The organism is Mycobacterium sp. NGS48 (assembly GCF_059812585.1).
On sequence record NZ_JCALCY010000004.1, the window covers coordinates 155,356 to 169,747 of the forward strand.

16 protein-coding genes are annotated in these 14,392 nt (G+C 63.5%); 13 read left to right on the top strand and 3 right to left on the bottom strand.

The annotated features are described in order from the left end of the window. Nucleotides 1–15 precede the first annotated feature (15 nt). Nucleotides 16–207, top strand: a complete 192-nt coding sequence (locus tag AC5Y42_RS09890) for a ferredoxin (RefSeq protein WP_499897747.1) — start codon at nucleotides 16–18, stop codon at nucleotides 205–207. Here AC5Y42_RS09890 and AC5Y42_RS09895 read toward each other — a convergent pair. Next, nucleotides 204–1,442, bottom strand: coding sequence for a cytochrome P450 (locus AC5Y42_RS09895; protein ID WP_499897749.1), 1,239 nt, complete (start codon nucleotides 1,440–1,442; stop codon nucleotides 204–206). The two genes, AC5Y42_RS09890 and AC5Y42_RS09895, sit on opposite strands and share 4 nt — an antisense overlap. Before the next feature lie 394 nt (nucleotides 1,443–1,836). Between AC5Y42_RS09895 and AC5Y42_RS09900 the strand changes: the two genes are divergently transcribed. The 11 genes from AC5Y42_RS09900 (at nucleotide 1,837) to AC5Y42_RS09950 (ending at nucleotide 10,530) form a co-directional block, all read left to right on the top strand. Further along, entirely contained in the window at nucleotides 1,837–3,066 is a 1,230-nt protein-coding gene (locus AC5Y42_RS09900) for a DUF1214 domain-containing protein (protein ID WP_499897751.1), read from the top strand. Continuing rightward, nucleotides 3,063–4,208 carry a sulfotransferase family protein gene (locus AC5Y42_RS09905; RefSeq protein WP_499897753.1) on the top strand — a complete coding sequence of 382 codons (1,146 nt, stop codon included), beginning with the start codon at nucleotides 3,063–3,065 and terminating at the stop codon, nucleotides 4,206–4,208. Before AC5Y42_RS09900 ends, AC5Y42_RS09905 begins: the two co-directional genes overlap by 4 nt. Beyond that, nucleotides 4,195–4,878, top strand: a complete 684-nt coding sequence (locus AC5Y42_RS09910; RefSeq protein WP_499897755.1) for a TetR/AcrR family transcriptional regulator — start codon at nucleotides 4,195–4,197, stop codon at nucleotides 4,876–4,878. The genes AC5Y42_RS09905 and AC5Y42_RS09910 overlap by 14 nt, the downstream gene beginning before the upstream one ends. Before the next feature lie 35 nt (nucleotides 4,879–4,913). Further along, on the top strand, nucleotides 4,914–5,717 hold the full coding sequence (locus AC5Y42_RS09915; RefSeq protein ID WP_499897757.1) for an SDR family NAD(P)-dependent oxidoreductase: 804 nt from the start codon (nucleotides 4,914–4,916) through the stop codon (nucleotides 5,715–5,717). Nucleotides 5,718–5,900: 183 nt separating this feature from the next. Beyond that, nucleotides 5,901–7,010, top strand: a complete 1,110-nt coding sequence (locus AC5Y42_RS09920; protein ID WP_499897759.1) for an aromatic ring-hydroxylating oxygenase subunit alpha — start codon at nucleotides 5,901–5,903, stop codon at nucleotides 7,008–7,010. Further along, the gene (locus tag AC5Y42_RS09925; protein WP_499897761.1) at nucleotides 7,010–8,572 is read left to right on the top strand and encodes an AMP-binding protein; all 1,563 of its coding nucleotides are present in this window, start codon (nucleotides 7,010–7,012) and stop codon (nucleotides 8,570–8,572) included. Before AC5Y42_RS09920 ends, AC5Y42_RS09925 begins: the two co-directional genes overlap by 1 nt. Before the next feature lie 16 nt (nucleotides 8,573–8,588). After that, a complete protein-coding gene (locus AC5Y42_RS09930) occupies nucleotides 8,589–9,005 on the top strand; it encodes a nuclear transport factor 2 family protein (RefSeq protein ID WP_499897763.1) in 417 nt (138 codons plus the stop codon). Next, complete coding sequence (locus AC5Y42_RS09935; protein ID WP_499897764.1) at nucleotides 8,978–9,523, top strand: FAS1-like dehydratase domain-containing protein; 546 nt, start codon at nucleotides 8,978–8,980, stop codon at nucleotides 9,521–9,523. Before AC5Y42_RS09930 ends, AC5Y42_RS09935 begins: the two co-directional genes overlap by 28 nt. Then, nucleotides 9,520–9,951 carry a MaoC/PaaZ C-terminal domain-containing protein gene (locus tag AC5Y42_RS09940; RefSeq protein ID WP_499897766.1) on the top strand — a complete coding sequence of 144 codons (432 nt, stop codon included), beginning with the start codon at nucleotides 9,520–9,522 and terminating at the stop codon, nucleotides 9,949–9,951. Before AC5Y42_RS09935 ends, AC5Y42_RS09940 begins: the two co-directional genes overlap by 4 nt. 5 nt (nucleotides 9,952–9,956) lie before the next feature. Beyond that, a complete protein-coding gene (locus tag AC5Y42_RS09945; protein WP_499897767.1) occupies nucleotides 9,957–10,235 on the top strand; it encodes a maleylpyruvate isomerase N-terminal domain-containing protein in 279 nt (92 codons plus the stop codon). A 10-nt stretch (nucleotides 10,236–10,245) separates the two neighbouring features. Further along, nucleotides 10,246–10,530 carry a DinB family protein gene (locus AC5Y42_RS09950; RefSeq protein ID WP_499897769.1) on the top strand — a complete coding sequence of 95 codons (285 nt, stop codon included), beginning with the start codon at nucleotides 10,246–10,248 and terminating at the stop codon, nucleotides 10,528–10,530. On the opposite strand, the gene AC5Y42_RS09955 is transcribed toward AC5Y42_RS09950, so the two are convergent. Next, on the bottom strand, nucleotides 10,527–11,993 hold the full coding sequence (locus AC5Y42_RS09955; protein WP_499897771.1) for an aldehyde dehydrogenase: 1,467 nt from the start codon (nucleotides 11,991–11,993) through the stop codon (nucleotides 10,527–10,529). The two genes, AC5Y42_RS09950 and AC5Y42_RS09955, sit on opposite strands and share 4 nt — an antisense overlap. Nucleotides 11,994–12,091: 98 nt before the next feature. Between AC5Y42_RS09955 and AC5Y42_RS09960 the strand changes: the two genes are divergently transcribed. Continuing rightward, nucleotides 12,092–13,243 (top strand): lipocalin-like domain-containing protein, encoded by a 1,152-nt coding sequence (locus tag AC5Y42_RS09960; protein ID WP_499897772.1) that lies wholly within the window; start codon nucleotides 12,092–12,094, stop codon nucleotides 13,241–13,243. Here AC5Y42_RS09960 and AC5Y42_RS09965 read toward each other — a convergent pair. Next, on the bottom strand, nucleotides 13,240–14,379 hold the full coding sequence (locus AC5Y42_RS09965; protein ID WP_499897774.1) for an aromatic ring-hydroxylating oxygenase subunit alpha: 1,140 nt from the start codon (nucleotides 14,377–14,379) through the stop codon (nucleotides 13,240–13,242). The genes AC5Y42_RS09960 and AC5Y42_RS09965 overlap by 4 nt on opposite strands. Nucleotides 14,380–14,392: the final 13 nt, after the last annotated feature.

Sequence of the window (14,392 nt, forward strand, 5' to 3'; positions counted from 1 at the left end):
ATTAGGAGCAACTCGATGCGAGTAACCGTCGACGAGTCGTTGTGTGAGGCCAACGGCTTCTGCGAATCTTTGGCGCCTGACGTATTCGAGATCGGCGACGCGGAGGTCGTGCAGATCGCCGACGGCCCGGTGCCGGAGCACTTGGAGATCGACGTCCGTGCCGCCGTCGACCAGTGCCCCAAGGCGGCGCTGCGGATCGTCGACTAACGCACCCTCAGCGAGATCGCCATCTCGTCGTAGATCGACATGTTGGTGGCCAGGCTGGGGTAGGCGACCGTGGCCGGCCCCAACTCGATGTTGTCGCAACGCAACAGCAGTTCGTCGAATACCGCGCGCAACTCGGCGCGCGCCAGCATCGCACCCAGGCAATGGTGCGGGCCGCCGCCGCCGAACGCCACGTGCGGATTGGGTTGGCGGCCGATGTCGAAGCGGAACGGCTCGTCGAAAATCTCCTCGTCGCGATTGGCCGAGCGCAGCATCGCCACGATGCGCTCGCCTGCGGGGATGTGCTGGCCGTCCATGTCGATGTCCACTTTGGTGGTGCGAGTCCAGTACGCCACCGGTGTCGCCCAGCGCAGCACTTCCTCGACGGCGCTCGGCCGCACCGCCTCGTCGTCGCGGTAACGCTGGATCTGCTCGTGGTTGGCGACAAATGCCTGCAGTCCGGCGGCCAACGCGTTCTTGGTGGTGTCGCTGCCGGCGAAAGCCAGCACGAAGAAGAAGATCTCGAGTTCGTTGGCGGGCAACCGGAATTGCTCCCCGTCCTCGCCGGTGATCACCGCTGACGCCAGCGTGCTCCAGATATCGTCGGCGGGATTGCGCCGCTTTTCGTCGGTGAGTTCGAGCGCGTAGCCGAAAATGGTGGCGTAGAGGTCGAGCTCTTCTTGCTGCGACAGTCGCGTGTTGGGCGAGCGGGCGGTCAGAATGCGGTCGAAGGCGTCGAAGATGCGGGGCCGGTCCGCCTCGGGCATGCCGATGATGTCGCCGATCACGGTCATCGGCAGCGCATCGGCGACGTCGGCGATCCAATCACCGCCGCCGCGGCTCAGCAGGTTGTCGATCATCCGCGCGGCCCGGGCCCGGATACCGTCCTCGAGTTTGGCGATCGCGCGCGGCGTGAACGCGCTCGAAATGAGCTTGCGGCGCTTGTTGAGTTCCGGCGGATCCATGTTGATGATCGTCGGATACGACGAGAACGTGTCGAGGGGCTGGATGAGCGGGCCGTCCTTGGCCGTGAACGAGTCGGCGTCGCGATGGATGCGCACGGCGTGGCGATGCTTGGTGGTCATCCAGAACTCGCGCTGGACACCCATCTTGGCGGCGCCGGGCGTGAGATTGTGCCGAAAAAGCGGGCGGCTGCGTCGCAGATCGGTGAACAGCGCGTCCGGAAAGCCGTTATGCCACAACGCGAAATCTGACAGGTCCAGCTCGGTCGTCGTCATGGATCTGAGTCACCCATCTCAGTGCGTCGCGGCCGCCGACACAGCGAGCGCCAAGGCCGCAATCTTTGCTATTTAAAGCATAATAGGGCTCACCGGGCCGCCTGGCCAGCCCGCCGCACCTATTAGTGGGTTGATTTGCTCAACTTTACTGATGCGTGTCCCGCGCATCCCATACGCGCTGGAGCGCTCTTAGTTGTCTATTTCCTCGGTCGTCGGTGCATGAGCAGATACACATGCAGCGACACTATTTTCGCGCGCATTCCCTTCGGTCTGCAGCGGCAGACTGCGGAACCCATTGACAGTTGTGGGCTGTGGGTGTGATAGTTCACTGGTCTCAAGTGAAAACATCGTTTTCGTAGAAGGGCTCCAAGATGTCCGGGGTTGGGCTGCGCGGATGACGGGCGGGCCGCAGAAGCTGTCGTGGTTGCCGTTTTCCATCGCTGAGGCGTCCTATGCAGCTGGCAGCGGCAACGACGACCTCGACGTGGCGCGCGCCTGGGAGCATCTCCTCGATCGGTTGAAAGCAGCGTCACAACTTGTGAAGGGCAGCCCGTTCGCCCGGAACCAGCTCGATCTGGCGTCGGGAATGCGACACCTATTGGTCCTGCTGGCAATGGGGATCGACGAGGCGTTGCGATTCGATCCAGATCCGGTCCTTGGTGTTTCACGGACATCTACCGACGACGTTCTGACGTGGGGCATGGACTGCCCGGACGCCATTTACACCCGCGCGATGCTGCGTGGCGGGGAGACGTACCGCTTATTCGGTAACCGCGGCACGGCCCGTTATGTCGGACTGCAGACCATGAACGGGATCGTCGCAACCACGAACGTCTTGGTCGATGAGCTCGAGGGAGGTCCAGGCGGCGACTTCGAAGTCATCATCTCAGCGGACAAGCACGACGGTAACTGGATGCAGATCGACGGTGACAGCCCCACTTTGGTTGTCCGCCACTTCTTCTATGACTGGAACACCGAGGTGCCGTCGTCGCTGCGGATCGAACGGGTGGGCGCAACCGCACAGAGCAATGCTTCACCGATCAATCATGATGTGGTGGTCTCGCGGCAATTGGTGGCACTGGGCGAGTTCGTGCATGACAACCTGAAGTTTTTCCATGACTGGGGTAGCACACCGACCGCCAACGGGTTTCTGGCACCGATGAACCTTTCTGCGGTCGGCGGGGCGGCGGAGAACCGGCCTGTCATCGGCCGCTGGGAGCTGGCGCCGGATGAGGCGCTGATTCTCGAGGTGGAACCGCCCACGGGCGTCTACTGGAGCTACTCGCTGGGCAATCCCTGGTGGGAGACAATCCATTACGGCCGGCACCAATCCAGCCTCAATGCTCACCAAGCAGTTATCGACTCCGACGGGCTTCTCCGGGTGGTCGTGTGTTCGCGCGACCCTGGGGTTGCGAATTGGCTCGATACCGCCGGGTACAGCAACGGCGCGATGATCTTGCGATGCGTGCGCACCGACACAGCGCCGACGCCGGCCACACGGGTGGTGAAGTTCGACGACCTCGAGTCAGCGCTGCCTGCGGGCACCACAATGGTCACGGCTGAGGAGCGCGCGGCAATCGTCACAGCGCGCCGCCGCGCCGTACATGACAGGTTCGCATGGTGAGCTTTTCGGTTGATGAACTCGAGGATGGCGCTCGTGCTGCAACGGGTCTGGACGACTTCGGTTCGCCCTACTACCGCGAAGGCTTGGATCGCACTGTCGAGGCGTTGAACAACGAGGCCGGTCTCAACGCGCTCGGGCAGGTAATCCAGCACGCGACCATCAGTAATGCCCTCATACAACGTCTAAAGATTGAAGACGTCTACAAGCAGCATCCGGAGATTGACAACGAGGTCGTCGAAGGACCGGTCTTCATCATCGGCTTGCCGCGAACGGGTACAACGGCTTTGAGCCAGCTAGTAGGCGCCGATCCGCAATTTCGTTCACTGCGGATGTGGGAGTCGCAGGCCCCCACACCGCCTCCTGAGGCGACCACCCAGCACAGCGACGCCCGCATTGCAGCGGCCGAGGCTGGGCTCACCATGCTCTATGAGATGTTTCCGCTCATGAAAACTCTGTACAACTCGGAAGCGACTGCGGCGACCGAATGTCAGGACCTCATGGGAATGAGTTTTCGCACGGTGCATTTCGACGGTGTTGTCCGCGTACCGAGATACCTTGAGTGGGTGTTGACGTGTGACATGTGCGAGACCTACACCTATCACCGGCGAGTCCTCAAAGTCCTGCAATGGCACTGTCCGCCCCGCCTGTGGCACCTCAAGACGCCCGTGCACATGTTCTCACTCGACGCGCTCGTCGCGGCATACCCGAACGCCAAATTCATGTGGAGTCATCGCGATCCGGCTAAAGTGTTGGCCTCGGTGTGCAGTCTCATTCGGTACGTCCGCAGCTGGAGTAGTGACCGCGACGACGCTGAGGAACTCGGCGCCGAGCAACTCGAGTGCTGGGCAGAAGGGGTCCGGCGCGCGATGGACTTCCGCAGGCGGTCCGGCGACGACCGCTTTGCCGACGTGTCATTCGCTGAACTGCAGACCGACCCGGTCAACACGCTGAAAAACAGCTACCAGCGGCTCGGTCTGACCTTCACCGACGCTACCCGCCGGTCAGTGCAGCAATGGGCTGCTGAACACGCGCCGGGATCCCGCGGAGCACATGAATACCAGCTTTCTGATTATGGTCTCACGCCCGAGTGCGTTCGGGAGCGCTTCACCGAGTACCTCGCGACCTACGATGCCACCGCCTGATCCGATAGCCTCCGCGGCCGCTGGACCTACCCCAAAACGACGACAGCGGACCCGGAACCCGAACCCGGGCGACCGCATCGCGCTGGTATCCGCCGCTTCGAAAATCATTCGGGAACAAGGAGCCCGCGAACTGACCGTCGCGGAGGTGCTGAGCCGCGCGAAGCTGGGAACCCGCGCCTTTTACCGGCACTTCGACTCGAAAGACCAATTGGTTCAAGTCGTCTTCCTGGAGATGGCTCGTGTCGAACGGCTCCGACTACGCCGCAAGATGCGATCTGCATCGAATCCGGTTGATGCGGTGGCAGCATGGATCGACGGGCGGCTCGATCTTGCTTTTGACGACGATGTCCGGTCCGACCTTCGCACCCTGTCTCTGGAGGCCCAAACGCAGATGTTTGCCGCGCCTGAGGCGGTGAGCCCGGCATACCGGGAGATGCTGGCGCCACTCATCGAGCAACTCGAGCTCGGCAAGCAGCAGGGGATATTTACCGACATCGATCCGGTGACCGATGCGGAGTTGTTGCAGGGCGCCATCTGGGCCTGCCTCGAACGGCAATGGGCTACCGGAAATTGCCATCGCGGCAAAATCCGGAAAGTGGCCCAGCGCTTCTGCTTGAGCGGCCTGGGTGCCCCGCCTGCACTGATCGCGGCGGTTATCGGCCAGAACTGACTCAACCACGGAAAACATCGACTCGAGGAGACTTCATGGATCTGGGTTTGGCCGGCTCGAAAGCTGTTGTCACAGGCGGCAGTAAGGGCATGGGACTGGCCATTGCCGAGACGCTCGCCTCAGAAGGTGCGAGCGTAGCGGTCATGGCAAGAGGGAAAGCGGCGCTAGACGCCGCGGTCGAATCCCTGCAGGAAGCGGGAGCGCCCGACGCCGTCGGAATCAGTGTCGACATGTCCGACGCCGATTCGATCGCCGCCGCATTCGGGGTCGTCGCCCAGCGTTGGGGCGAATTGAACAGTTTGGTCCACACGATCGGCCCGGCGGATGGGTACTTCGAGCAGATGGACGATTCAGATTGGGACGCGGCTTTCGCCCTCGGCACCATGTCGGGCGTTAGATCGGTCCGCGCCGCACTGCCAATGCTGCGCGCCGCCGACTGGGCGCGCATCGTGACATTGTCCGCGCATTCGATCCAACGGCAAAACCCGCGCCTCGTCGCCTATACCGCGTCGAAAGCAGCTTTGAGCAGCGTGACCAAAAACCTGTCGAAAAGCCTGGCCAAGGATGGAATCTTAGTGAACTGCGTGTGCCCGGGGACCATTGTGACTGCGAGCTTCACCGAGGTTCTCAAAGACGTCCTGGCGGCCGACGGACTCGACGCCGCAAATCCGACCGACGTGATGAAGTGGATCGACGACAACTTCCATCAGCCATGTGACCTTGGTCGGGCCGGGCTACCCGAGGAAATCGCCTCCATCACCACCTATCTGGCTTCCCAACGCAACGGATACGTGACGGGCGCGACGGTCAACGTCGATGGGGGCTCAGACTTTGTCTGACGTGCGCTCTGGAGGTCGCTGAGGTGTTGACTAGAATACCTAAAATAGCAAAAATAGTTCACTAGCAAGGCCCATGGATGTGGGCGTTTGTCGTGCGTACGCTCGATGTGAAGCCGCCGGGCGGCCGCGGGGTGGTCTAAGGGCCACCAATTTATCGCCAGGTTGTGTGAGAGCGGAGAGGCAGTGACGCACACGGTTTCGGACGCAGACCCATCTGAACGCGAATTCGGGCCAACCGGTATTGCGCTGTCGAAGTACCGCTTCCCGACCGGGTGGTTCATCGTCGGCTTCGCCTCCGACCTCGCCGCAGGAGACGTCAAGCGGGCGCACTACTTCGGCGAGGAGTTGGTGCTGTTTCGCACCGAATCCGGCGACGTGCATGTGCTGGACGCCTATTGCCAGCACCTGGGCGCGAACATGAGTGTCGGCGGCACCGTGGAGGGCGAGAACATCGTCTGCCCCTGGCACGGTTGGCACTGGCGCGGTGACGGAACTAATGCGCTGATCCCCTACAGCAAGATCGGCTGCAAGCAAAACGTCCGCATTCGCACCTACCCGAGTGTCGAGTGGTACGGCTTCATCCTGGTCTGGCACGAGCGGCATGGCCGGTTGCCGTACTGGCAGCCGCCGGTGCTGGCCGAATTGGAGACCGACGAGTACTACCCTCTGCACCCGCATAGCCGGATGCTCAACCGGGTCAAGGTGCACGCACAGATGATCATCGAGAACGCTGCCGACCCCTACCACGTGCAGTACGTGCACAAGGCCGCCAACCCGGCCAACACTGCCTCGTTCGAGGTGTCCGGCTACCATCTGCACGCCACCGTCAACGCTCACTTCGGCGGCGGCCGTGCCCAGACCTGGCTGACCCCTAACGGCCCGGTCGACGCCAAAATCATTTACGACAACTACTCGCTGGGCCTGGGGGTCGTACGGTTTCCCAGCGAGCTGGTCGCCACCATCCAAGTCACCGGGCAGACGCCGGTCGACGAGGACTACACCGACTACTTCTACACACAGGCATCGGTGCGCGACCCCGGCGACACCGGTGATGCGCCCAGCGGTCGTGCGGCGAGATTCCTTGCGCTGCAACAAGAAGTCATCAAGCAGGACTTCTTCACCTGGGAGAACATGAAGTATCTGGAAAAGCCCAATCTCGCACCCGAAGAAGCGCATGACTATGCCGCGCTGCGTCGTTGGGCACACCGCTTCTATCCGGGCGAACAGCGCGCGCCTGACGACTTCGGGTACACCTCCGACGGTCAGCCCGACCCGGCGGCCGCGGACGCCTGATGCCCGCCGGGCCCGCTGAGTTCGGTGTGGCGGAATTCAGCGTGCCAGCGGTGCTCGATCGTCGCGCCCAGCAGTACCCCGACCGGGTGATGATATCGATCGCCGGCAACCCGGTGACCTTCGAGCAGATGCGGCAGCGGTCCTGCGCGGCAGCGAACCTCCTGCACGACATGGGTATTGGCCCCGAGGATTGCGTCGCACTGTTCACCGCGACCTGCCCGGAATGGATCTACTTCTGGCTGGGCGCCGCACGGATCGGCGCGGTGACCGCCGCAGTGAACGCCGCCAACAAAGGCGAGTTCCTGCTGCACGCACTTCGGCTGTCACAGGCGCAGGCGATCATCACCGATGCCGAAAGACGTGCGTGCGTCGACGAGGTCGCCGACCGGCTGCCGAAGCTGAAAGGAATTCTGGTCCGGGGCGAGACGCTTGATGCCGCGCTGAATCGAACCGGACAACCGACCGATCGCCCGGGCGGATCCGGACAGGTCGGGTCACTGTTTTTCACCTCGGGCACCACTGGCCCATCGAAAGCCGTTGCCACCAGCTGGCACTACTTGTTCACTGCGGCGTCGACGGTTGCATCCGCGTGGAAGTTCAGTGCGGGCGAGGTGTTGTGGAGCGCCATGCCGCTGTTTCATCTCAGCGCGGCCCCGATGGTGCTGGCGCCCATGCTGGTCGGCGGCACCACTGTGCTGGCGTCGGCTTTTCACCCGGCGACGGTATGGGACGAGGTCCGAGCATGCGGTGCCATCGGCTTCGCGGGTGCCGGAGCGATGGTGTCGATGCTGTGGAATCAACCGCCAGATCCGCGTGACGCGCAGTTGCCGTTGCGGTTCATTTCTGCGGCGCCGATCGACGCCGGAATTTATCGCGATATCGAAAAGCGCTACGGTTGCCGTGTTGTCACGATGTACGGCATGACCGAGGCCTTCCCGATCGCGGTCAAAGCTGTCGACGACGACGGGGTGCCCGGTACGTCGGGCCGGCCGAACCCGAGCTTCGACGTCGCGATCCTGAACGCGAACGGCGATCCGCTGCCGCCCGGCGAGGTGGGCGAAATCGCGTGCCGAGGCCGTTTTCCGTACGTGATGAGCGAGGGGTATGTCGACTCTGATGGAACGGTCCAGCCGTACCCTGAGTGGTTCCGCACCGGAGACCTCGGCATGCTGGATGGCGATCAGAACCTGACCTACCTGGACCGGCTGAAGGATTCGCTGCGTCGGCGCGGCGAGAACATCTCGTCGGTCGAAATCGAAACCACGGTCATGGCCCACCCGGCGGTCGCCGAGGCCGCCGCGGTCGGGGTGCCCAGCGACCTGGGCGAGGACGACATCCTGCTGATCGTGAGACTGGATCCACAGTCGTCGTTGGATTACACCGATCTACTGGACTTCTGCTCGGCGCGGATGCCGTACTTCTGCATACCGCGCTACGTCGAGATCGTCGACGACATCCCCAAGACCACCATCGGGCGGGTACGCAAAGACGTACTGCGCGCCCGAGGACTGCGGCCCGGGGTCTGGGACCGCGAAAGCCACGGATACATCGTCAGCCGATGACATTGGAGAAACCACGATGACCATGACTTACCAGCAACAGTATGTACTAGACGGCGTTGCGGGTCGCGCCGCGATACTGGATCTCACCGCACGCCACAACCGGTGTTATTCCGACGGCGACCGCCATGGCTGGATTGCGACGTTCCGGCATTCCGGGGCAAGCTTCACCCGCGGCGGTGAACAGTTCAACGATCTGGGCGCTGGTTTCGACGGCGGTGGCGGGCAGCGACTGATCTGCGTCGACCACGAGATCAATGTCGATGGCGTCCAGGCCACCCAGCGCTGCGTCGCGCTGCTGTTCGCGGTGGGCGACGATGGTGTCAGCACGCTGCAGGCCACTGGAACCTATCGCGACCGACTGGTGTACGAGCGCGGTGGCTGGTACTTCGCTTCCCGTGAGCTGCAATGGGATTCGACGCCCGCCCACGTGTGATGATCCCCCAACTCGCCTTTGGCAGCTACCAGGACGCGCTGCGAATGGTGGGCACGTCAGCCGAGCCACGCACGGCAGACACCGTGATCAGTGCCGCGCGAATCCAGTTGTTCGCCTCGATGGTCCGCGACGGCAATCGGTCGTACTGGGATAGCGACTTCGCCGGCGAGACCTGGGGAGGGCTGTTGGCGCCGCCGGGTCTGCTGATGGGATGGTTGACCCCCCCGCCGTGGGAACCCGTCGACGGACCGCGAGTGTCAGCGATTGCGCTACGGGTGCCGCTGCCGGGCACCACGTTCATCAACGCCGCCAACGAAGCTGAGTTTCTGCTGCCGATCGTCGAGGGGGATCGATTGACCGTCGTCGAGCAGGTGGTATCGGTGTCGCCGGAAAAGCGGACCAGGCTCGGCGTCGGCCATTTCGTCGAGACGCTCGATACTTTCAGCCGCCAGGACGGTGCGGTGGTGGCCCGCAACCGAAACACCTTGTTTCGCTTCACCCCTGATCGGGCGCGATGAGTGTGCAATGGCAGCAACTCAGCGTCCCGCTCGAGCTGCCGGAGGTGGTCGACGAGATCGACTACCAGCGTGTGGTGATGAACGCCGGTGCGACCTGGGATTATTTTCCCGGCCACTTCGACCCTGGCTACGCTAAAAGCCACGGTCACCCAACAATTTTCGTCAACACCATGCACCTCGCCGGCTTTGCCGACCGGATCGCCACCGATTGGGCCGGGCCGCACAGCCGGGTGGTGCGCCGAAAGATGACGCTGGCCGGTTCCATCTACGCGGGGGACAGCATGGTCGGGCGCGGACGCGTCGTCGCCAAGCGCTGCGACACCACCGTAGACCCGCCCCGCCATTTGGTGGATCTGCAGATTGAGGTGCGCAACCAACGCGGTGAGTTGTGCTGTCCTGTCGAACTCACGTTGCAGTTGCCGGGATAACCGAGATGGTCCAGGGCGTAGGAAAACTGCATATAGCGGTATGTCGTAGATTTGGCGAGGCGGTTCGCGCTGCGGACGGAAATTGGGACCGTCGCTCCCCGTGTGTTGCCTGGGATGCCAGAGGAGTGCTCGAGCACGTCATCGGTTTTCACGACGTGCTACTGCTACGGCCACTGGGCCTGAAGCCGGAGCGGCCGCGGAACGACCCGCAGGTTCGGTGGGGCGCTGACCTACGACCACCTAGAGCAGGCGTTTGCTGCCGGCCTGTTCCAACGCGTCGTTGACGTACCCGCGGTGGGCAGCAACCAGGCGACGCGGTTGGATGCACGCGCGCTGGTGCCGAACCTGACCCGTGATGTTTTGGTGCACACCTGGGACCTCGCTCGTGCCGTAGGAGCCGATGACCGGCTCGACCTTCGCTGGTGCGAGCGCTTCTACGCGGAACTGCCGGATGATCCCGAGGCTTTGACCGCATCAGGGATGTTCAATGCACCAGTTGATGTCAACGATCAGGCCGATGCGCAGTCGAGACTTCTTGCTCGGCTCGGCCGTGACCCCGCGTGGCAACCGATGGACTAAGACGCGGACAGCGGCGGCATGGCCCCTTTGCTGACCACCGTCTGCAGCTCCACATACTCGGCCAGTCCCTCGGGTCCGAACTCGCGTCCGATGCCCGATTGCTTGAAACCGCCAAACGGAGCGCCGATGTCGAGCGTGTACATGTTGATGCCATAGGTGCCGGTGCGCACACCTGCGGCGATCTCCAGGCCGTGGGCCACGTCGGCGGTCCACACCGATCCGGCCAGTCCGTAGTCGCTGTCGTTGGCGATACGCAGCGCGTCGTTCTCGTCGCGGTAGGTCAGCACCGTCAGCACCGGACCGAAGATCTCTTCCCGCGCGATGCGCATGTCGTTGGTGGCGTCGGCGAACAGCGTTGGCTGCACATACCAGCCGCGATCGCTTGGGCTGTCCTTGCCGCCGAGCACCGTGCGGGCGCCCTCTTCGATCCCCGAGCGGATGTAGTCTTGCACGCGCTGTTGTTGGCGTTGGGCCACCAGCGGTCCGACATCGGTCGCCTCGTCGGCCGGATCGCCGACCTGCAGACCCGACATCATTTCGGCCAGCGCGTCGACGACGTCGTCGCGGCGCCGCTCGCTCACCAGGATGCGGGTCTGCGCCACGCAGGCCTGCCCGTTGTTCATCAGGCCGGCGGTTTTCAGGCCGGCGACCGTCTTGCCGATGTCGGCGTCGTCGAGAATGATCGCCGCGGACTTGCCGCCCAGCTCCAGGCTGACGCGTTTGAGTTGCTCGCCGCAGATGGCGGCAATGCGACGGCCGACGGCACTGGACCCGGTGAACGCGATCTTGTCCACGCCGGGATGGCGAACCAGCGCCTCGCCGATGTCACGGCCGCCGGTGATCACCGACACCACCCCCTCGGGCAGCTCGACCTGCTCGAGCATCTCGGCCAACCACAGTGCGTCCAACGGGGTTTCCGGTGCCGGTTTGACGACGACGGTGCAGCCCGCGATCAGGGCGGGGATCAGTTTGGGCATGATCAAGAACTGCGGCACATTCCACGGCACGATCGCGCCCACCACCCCGACCGGCGCCCGACGCAGGTGTACTTCGCCGAGCACACCTTGGCGGCGCTCGGCCCAGGGAAAGTCGCGCGCGGCCGCCAGCGCGAGGTGCATCATCGACGCCGCCCCGGCCGCCTGGCCCAACCGGCTAAAGCTGCGCGGCGAACCCATCTCGGCGGTGATCAGATCGGCCATTTCGTCGATGTGGCCGGCATAGATCGCGGCGAGTTGCTCGACTTTGGCCATCCGCTCGCCCGGGTCCAGCCGCGGCCAGGGCCCATGGTCGAAGGCCTGCCTCGCCGAGGTGACCGCCGCGTCGACATCCTCTGGGCCGGCGCACGGAGCCTGGCCGACCGGTTCTTCGGAATGCGGCGAGATGACCGTCAGCCGCTCTCCGGTCGCGGGTTTGCGCCACCGCCCACCGATGAAAAGCTCGTCATACGAACGGTGTTCCGTCATCGGGCACCACCTCGGGGAGGTCAAATCTGCTATTGCTGCTAACATAGCAAAAAAACGACTCCCGCAGCGGGTCGCCGCAAGAACCGAGTGAGGCAGCCGTGAAATCCGACTGGCGTGGCTACCCATTCCAGTTGGTGCCCGACGACAGCATGCTGGAATTCCCCGCCGCCGAAGGGCAGCATACTGATCACGAGTCGGATACCTGGTTCATCGCCGGAGAATTGACCGGGGCAACTGGACGATCATTTGCGTTTCTGACCATCTTCAACAAGAACCGCCCCGGTGGGACAGTGGTCGCCGACTTCTATACCTTGGCGCTATTCGACTGTGACGCAGGCACATACGGCACCTATACCGACTACGACATGCCGCCGGCCAGCGTGAACACGGATGCGCCCCCCAAGTTATCGGCCGCCGCCGGGTATCTCGACATCCAATACCGAAGCAGCGCCGGCACCGCAGAGTGGACGAGCCGCCGCGACGACGACGGCAAACTGCTGCCCTACACCTATCGACTGAATTTGGTCGGCACCGACCAAGCGGGTCAGCCGATGGCGCTGGACTTGACCGTCACACCCACCCGACCGCCGGTGCCGCTGGGCGCGTCAGCATACAACGGCCGCATCGCGTGTTTCGGCCAGCACGACACCTATTCGTATTTCCAGACCCGGATGGCAATGACCGGAAGCCTGCGCTGGGGCGACACCCGCGAACAGGTCAGTGGCAGCGCCGGTCACGTCGATCGACAGTGGTTTCCCCGCTACGCGGGCGGCGGCGGAACCGGCGGAGATCCACGCGCCCGCTCACACGAATGGCGCACGATCAACCTGGACAACGGTGTGGATTTGAGCATCTGGCGACAGTTCGACCGCACCAACAACAATGCCCTGCAACCGTTCTCGGGCGTGACTGTCAGCTCTCCACAAGATCAGCCGCAGTGCGCCGAGGATGTCGAGGTCGTCGTCGAGAGTTATGTGCGCTGGCCGGATTCAGTTCGCCCACTGATACCGCCGCTGGCCGCCGACCGGTTCATGCCTGATCGCCACCGTCTCAGCTGCGCCACGCTGCAACTGGATCTGGTGGGCGAGCCGCTGGTGGCCGCTCCGGCGCATGCCCTGCCGATCGAATACATGGAAGGGCCATACCGTTATCACGGCACCTTCCACGGAGAGTCGGTGACCGGCTTCGGCTTCTACGAGCGCTCGCTGGCGCTCTACCGAGACTGGGAACTGGCCGACGTACACGCCTAGAACGAGGCGAGCGCCCCCGCCCAGCTGAGGTGACGATGTTGCAGGCCGGGCTCGTTGCGGCCGAACAACAACTGATCGCGCACACCGGACTCGAGGTTGGCTTGCAAGCCTTCCACAAGCCGGTAATCCTCGTCCCGCACCGTGGCGTGCGCGTAGTCGAAAACAGCTTGCGCGCCCGCGGCGACGGATTCGTCGGCGAGGTCCAGCGGTGTCGAGTTCTGGTGGACAGTAATCGATCTGCCCGGCTTGTCACCCGGGTAGATGCGAAACAGCTCGCCGTTGGCGACCGTCACCGACAACACGATGTTGGGAAACAGCGCATAGATCACCACCATGTTCTGGAACGGGTCCCACTGGTCTTCGGGAACGTTCTCCAGATCGAGGATCGAGTTGAGCGGAAAAATCAACCGGTGGTGCGGGCCGAACGCATCGAACACCGTGCAGTTGCTGCGTGCGATGGTGGCGAACGTCTGTCGGTGCACGGTGGCGAAATGGTAGTTCTCCGAGAAGGTGTCGACGGCCAGCTTCCAGTTGATCGGGGAGTCGAGCATCTTCTCGCCCAACGGAGACCACCGTCCGATGCCCCACGAGTCGAGTTCCTCGGCCAGCGAACCCAGATGTCCGGCGACATCCAGCGTCGCGCCGGGTTCGAGTGACACCCACAGGAATCCGGCGAACTCGGTGGCCGCCAACTCCGTGAGCCCGTCCGACTTCACATCCACGGTAGGAAAGCCTTCGCGACCGGGCACCGCCACCAGCCGCCCGGCGTTGTCGTAGGTCCATGCGTGGTAGGGACAGGTGAACCGGTTCGCGCTGCCGCAGCCACTCGCCACCTGCGACTGCCGATGTAGGCAAACATTGTTGAACGCCTTGACCGTTCCATCGGAGATCCGCGTCAGCAGGATCGAGCGCCCCATCACGGTCTTGGTGCAGTAGGAGCCCGGAGACGGCAACTCGGAGACATAACCGACCAGCTGCGGGCTGGCCAGCAGCATCGCCACATCGCGCTCGTGACGGTCGCTCGAGGTGTAGTCGAGCGCGTCGACGGTATGTACGGCCGGTGCAAGGTCGGTGGTCTTGTCCCGCGCCACCTTCACCGCGCGTCGGGTCAGGTCGATGAGCTGGTCGCGGTCCATGCTCTTAGTACAC

Coding starts and splice junctions, on each gene's coding strand:
- AC5Y42_RS09890 (WP_499897747.1), top strand. CDS start 16: ATGCGAGTAACCGTCGACGAGTCGTTGTGTGAGGCCAACGGCTTCTGC.
- AC5Y42_RS09895 (WP_499897749.1), bottom strand. CDS start 1,442: ATGACGACGACCGAGCTGGACCTGTCAGATTTCGCGTTGTGGCATAAC.
- AC5Y42_RS09900 (WP_499897751.1), top strand. CDS start 1,837: ATGACGGGCGGGCCGCAGAAGCTGTCGTGGTTGCCGTTTTCCATCGCT.
- AC5Y42_RS09910 (WP_499897755.1), top strand. CDS start 4,195: ATGCCACCGCCTGATCCGATAGCCTCCGCGGCCGCTGGACCTACCCCA.
- AC5Y42_RS09915 (WP_499897757.1), top strand. CDS start 4,914: ATGGATCTGGGTTTGGCCGGCTCGAAAGCTGTTGTCACAGGCGGCAGT.
- AC5Y42_RS09925 (WP_499897761.1), top strand. CDS start 7,010: ATGCCCGCCGGGCCCGCTGAGTTCGGTGTGGCGGAATTCAGCGTGCCA.
- AC5Y42_RS09930 (WP_499897763.1), top strand. CDS start 8,589: ATGACCATGACTTACCAGCAACAGTATGTACTAGACGGCGTTGCGGGT.
- AC5Y42_RS09935 (WP_499897764.1), top strand. CDS start 8,978: ATGGGATTCGACGCCCGCCCACGTGTGATGATCCCCCAACTCGCCTTT.
- AC5Y42_RS09940 (WP_499897766.1), top strand. CDS start 9,520: ATGAGTGTGCAATGGCAGCAACTCAGCGTCCCGCTCGAGCTGCCGGAG.
- AC5Y42_RS09945 (WP_499897767.1), top strand. CDS start 9,957: ATGGTCCAGGGCGTAGGAAAACTGCATATAGCGGTATGTCGTAGATTT.
- AC5Y42_RS09955 (WP_499897771.1), bottom strand. CDS start 11,993: ATGACGGAACACCGTTCGTATGACGAGCTTTTCATCGGTGGGCGGTGG.
- AC5Y42_RS09965 (WP_499897774.1), bottom strand. CDS start 14,379: ATGGACCGCGACCAGCTCATCGACCTGACCCGACGCGCGGTGAAGGTG.